Origin of the sequence: Pseudopedobacter sp., from assembly GCF_040392825.1 — a bacterium.
In the GTDB taxonomy this organism is placed as follows: Bacteria; Bacteroidota; Bacteroidia; order Sphingobacteriales; family Sphingobacteriaceae; genus Pseudopedobacter.
The window spans coordinates 1-3,798 of sequence record NZ_JBEBVH010000333.1 but is presented as its reverse complement, the minus strand read 5'-3'; the positions used below and the strand labels follow the sequence as shown (position 1 = coordinate 3,798).

The following is a 3,798-nucleotide window of genomic DNA, read 5'->3' as shown; positions in this document are numbered from 1 at the left end:
TTATAAGTGGCAATTGGAAAGATATCGCCATGGAATGGGCGTATTTAAGATAGACTGGGCATTGGATGGACCAATACCTTTCAAATCTGAGATATGTAACAAGGCGGCAATAGTACATTTGGGAAATACTTATGCCGAGATTGAACAATCTGAAAATATAGCTTCTCAGGGCAGACATCCGGAAAAACCGTTTGTATTGCTTGCTCAGCAAAGCGCTTTTGACAATAGCAGAGCTCCTGAGGGAAAACATACTGTTTGGGGTTATTGCCATGTGCCAAATGGCTCAACAACAGATATGACTGAGGCAATTGAAAATCAGGTCGAACGTTTCGCTCCCGGATTTAAGGATAGAATATTAGCAAAACATACGATGAATACCGCGCAGGTAGAAGCTTATAATCCAAATTACATAGGAGGAGATATTAACGGAGGAATTATTGATCTTTCTCAGCTTTACACCAGACCTGCTCTTCGTATTTCTCCATATAGAACATCTAACAAAAAGATTTATATCTGTTCGTCCTCTACGCCTCCGGGTGGCGGAGTACATGGTATGTGTGGTTATCATGCAGCTAAGGTTGCTTTAGCGGATAGTTTTGGGATTAAAATCAGTTTATAAATGGCTAAGGTTATATTGGCTGGAGGCACAGGGAGTTTAGGACTTTTATTAACAGATGCTTTTTTACAAAGAGGGGATGAAGTTTTAGTGCTGACTCGTCGTCAGAAAATTATTAATCAAAGATCAAATGTAAAATATGTCCTGTGGGATGGTGAAAATTTAGGAGATTGGGTTAAAGAGATAGAAAAATCGGACGTGATTATCAACTTATCCGGAGAACGGATTAATAAAAGGTTCACAGCAAAAAACAAATCGTTGTTAGAAAGGTCGCGTTTTTTGCCAACACAAATTATTGGTACAGCTATACAAAAATTGGAACAACCGCCAGGGCTGTGGATTAATTTTTCCGGAATTTCTATCTTCTCTGGTGTACAAAGTGGAATTCAGGATGAAAGCAGTAGGCAATATGGAACTGATTTTTTAGCTTCCTTAACTCAGAAATGGGAATCTATTGTCTATCAAACAAATTTACAGCATACAAATAAAATCATACTTCGTATAAGTCCTGTACTTTCCAGGAATTCCGGAATGTTTAAGGAATTATACCCAATTGTAAAATCTGGATTGGGCGGAAAAGTTGGAAATGGTAAGCAGTATGTAAGCTGGATAGCTGAAACAGATTTTATTCGTCTGGTTCTTTGGTTGGTAGATAATAATCCCGAACATTCAGTCTATCATGCAAGTAGTCCATTTCCTGTTACAAATGAGCAGTTTATGACAGCTTTACGTCAATCTGCCGGAATTGGATTTGGTTTGCCTTTTCCCAAATCGCTAATAAAAATAGGTGCGTTTTTAAAAGGAATAGACTCTTCATTAATTTTATCCAGTGTACCGGCAGTATCGAAATTTTCGTTGGAAGAAGGTTTCGAGTTTGAATATCCATACATTTATCAGACATTTAACCAACTTATTAAATATACTTAAATTATTATGTCGTCAAAATCGTTTTCACTTTCTGAAGATTGGGTTGTTGTTGTTTTGGGTTTAGCGATAGTGTTTTTAGCACTATTTGGAATTATTGTCCCTAAACCTGGTTTTAATTGGAATAACTGGGCTGATCTGGAAAATAAAGTATTTTCTGGTACAAATTTGCTTGCAGTAATGCAGCAATTTATTGTATTATTTATTACAGCCATTGTAGGAGCGGTGCTATTACAAAAATCGGTAAAATCGCTTTTGGTTGTTTTTCCGTCTATATATGTATTGACAATTATTGCGCTGATTCTGGCAGGAAATGCGGTTGTTAAAGAATACAATCTGGAGGCTGTAATATTCAGTTTAGGGATCGGTTTGTTAATCAGTAATTTCTTCAATCTGCCAGAATGGTTCAAATCTGCTTTAAGTACAGAATTATATGTTAAAATTGGGCTAGTCCTTTTAGGAACAACAGTAATCTTCAGAGATATTCTGACGGCTGGTTCTTTGGGGCTCATTCAAGCTTTAATTGTAGTTGTTTCGGTCTGGTATTTTGCTTTTTGGATTTGCAAGAAATTAAAGATAGATAAGGAAATGTCGTTAATGTTATCCAGTGCCGTATCTATTTGTGGTGTTTCTGCCGCTATTGCGACTTCCGGAGCCATAAAAGGTGATAGTAAGAAATTATCTTATATCATTTCATTGGTGCTGATTACGGCTATTCCAATGATGATATTTATGCCATATATTGCGGAATTTTTAGGGCTTTCTCAGCAAGTAACCGGAGCCTGGCTGGGCGGATCTATTGATACTACAGGTGCTGTTGTAGCTTCTGGTTCTTTGGTAGGAGACGAGGCTTTAAAAATCAGCACAATTGTTAAATTCTCACAAAATGTATTGTTAGGTATCGCTGCATTTTTCATTAGTATTTATTGGACCTACTCAAAATCTGTTGACGAAGAAACTAAAAAAGAAAAACCTACTTTAAGAATAATTTGGGACCGTTTTCCAAAATTTGTAGTCGGTTTCGTATTTGCTTCTCTGCTATTTTCATTTGTAGTTTCCAAAGAAACCAATGATCTGGTTAAAAGTAGTTTAAAAAGTCTTCAGGGGCTTTGGTTCGCATTGGCATTTACTTCTATAGGTTTAGAAACCAATTTTAAAGATTTGTTTAAACAAGACAATAAGAAGCCCTTATATGCATTTTTAATAGCACAGACTTTTAATATAATAATTACGTTGGTTATTGCACTGTTGCTTTTTGACTAGTCAGAAGATTATAGCCGGGTGGTCGAGTGGTTAGGCCGAGATCTGCAAAATCTTTTACGATGGTTCGATTCCATCCCCGGCGTCTATGAAGAGGTGGCCTGATTTTCGCTCTGTTTATCTGGTATCAAATAAAAATTACGCAAAGGGCTATCTGTATCCACAATAGTATGTTTTGTTGTTTTTTGCATTGAATTAGATTTTATATAAAAGAATCATGTTAAGTTGGGGGGAGATAACTATTCGCTTAGTACTTGCCGCTTCTTTGGGTGCGGCAGTTGGATTAGAACGGGAAAGAAAAGATTGGGCAGCAGGCATGCGAACACATATGATGGTATGTGTTGGTGCTGCTTTAACCATGATGGTTTCGGCTTTTGGTTTTTCTGATATTTTGGGAACGGCACATGTAACATTAGATCCATCCAGAATTGCAGCCCAGGTAATAAGCGGTATAGGCTTTATCGGAGCGGGTACAATCTTATTTCTTAAACAGGGTATAATAAAAGGTTTAACAACGGCTTCCGGTTTATGGACCGTAGCGGCAATAGGATTAGCCGCAGGAAGCGGAATGTATTTTGCCGCCGTTATTACCACCGTTTTGGCAATTATTATTCTGCTGGTACTACAGCCTCTGGAAAAAAGAATATCTCATCTTTTCCATAAAAAGACATTGAGAGTATCATTAGAGGTCACGGTAGATCCGATAAAGTTTTTAGACAAAATCTGGAAGGCAGAGAAAATTAAGCTCTCTAATTTTTCAATAGAAAAAAATGATCATGAGCTAACTATCGAAATGAAGTTTAAGAATTTACATAGGGATTCACTGGCTACCATCCTGAATGAAATACAGAAAGAATTTCAGGTGAAAAAAATGTATTGGGAATAATTGATTAAAAAGCACTTCTGCGGCCTGTTTTCCTTTTTGGCATCGTTATGGCTGGTTATATCAGGTATTAAATAAAAATTAGGTTAATCGCAAAGCGGAGAAGGAAAATGTC

General features: G+C 37.0%; 4 protein-coding genes and 1 tRNA gene. All 5 read left to right on the top strand.

Going from position 1 to position 3,798, the window contains the following annotated elements:
* Nucleotides 1–619, top strand: a 619-nt coding sequence (locus tag ABWO41_RS16480) for a phytoene desaturase family protein (RefSeq protein ID WP_502945662.1), incomplete at its 5' end; no start/stop codon positions are given.
* Nucleotides 620–1,543 carry an epimerase gene (locus ABWO41_RS16475; protein ID WP_353140365.1) on the top strand — a complete coding sequence of 308 codons (924 nt, stop codon included), beginning with the start codon at nt 620–622 and terminating at the stop codon, nt 1,541–1,543.
* Between the two features lie 6 nt (nt 1,544–1,549).
* On the top strand, nt 1,550–2,803 hold the full coding sequence (locus tag ABWO41_RS16470; RefSeq protein WP_353140363.1) for a YeiH family protein: 1,254 nt from the start codon (nt 1,550–1,552) through the stop codon (nt 2,801–2,803).
* 12 nt (nt 2,804–2,815) lie between these two features.
* Nucleotides 2,816–2,886: transfer RNA gene (locus ABWO41_RS16465), tRNA-Cys, on the top strand.
* 131 nt (nt 2,887–3,017) lie between these two features.
* Nucleotides 3,018–3,686 (top strand): MgtC/SapB family protein, encoded by a 669-nt coding sequence (locus tag ABWO41_RS16460; protein WP_353140361.1) that lies wholly within the window; start codon nt 3,018–3,020, stop codon nt 3,684–3,686.
* Nucleotides 3,687–3,798 lie beyond the last annotated feature (112 nt).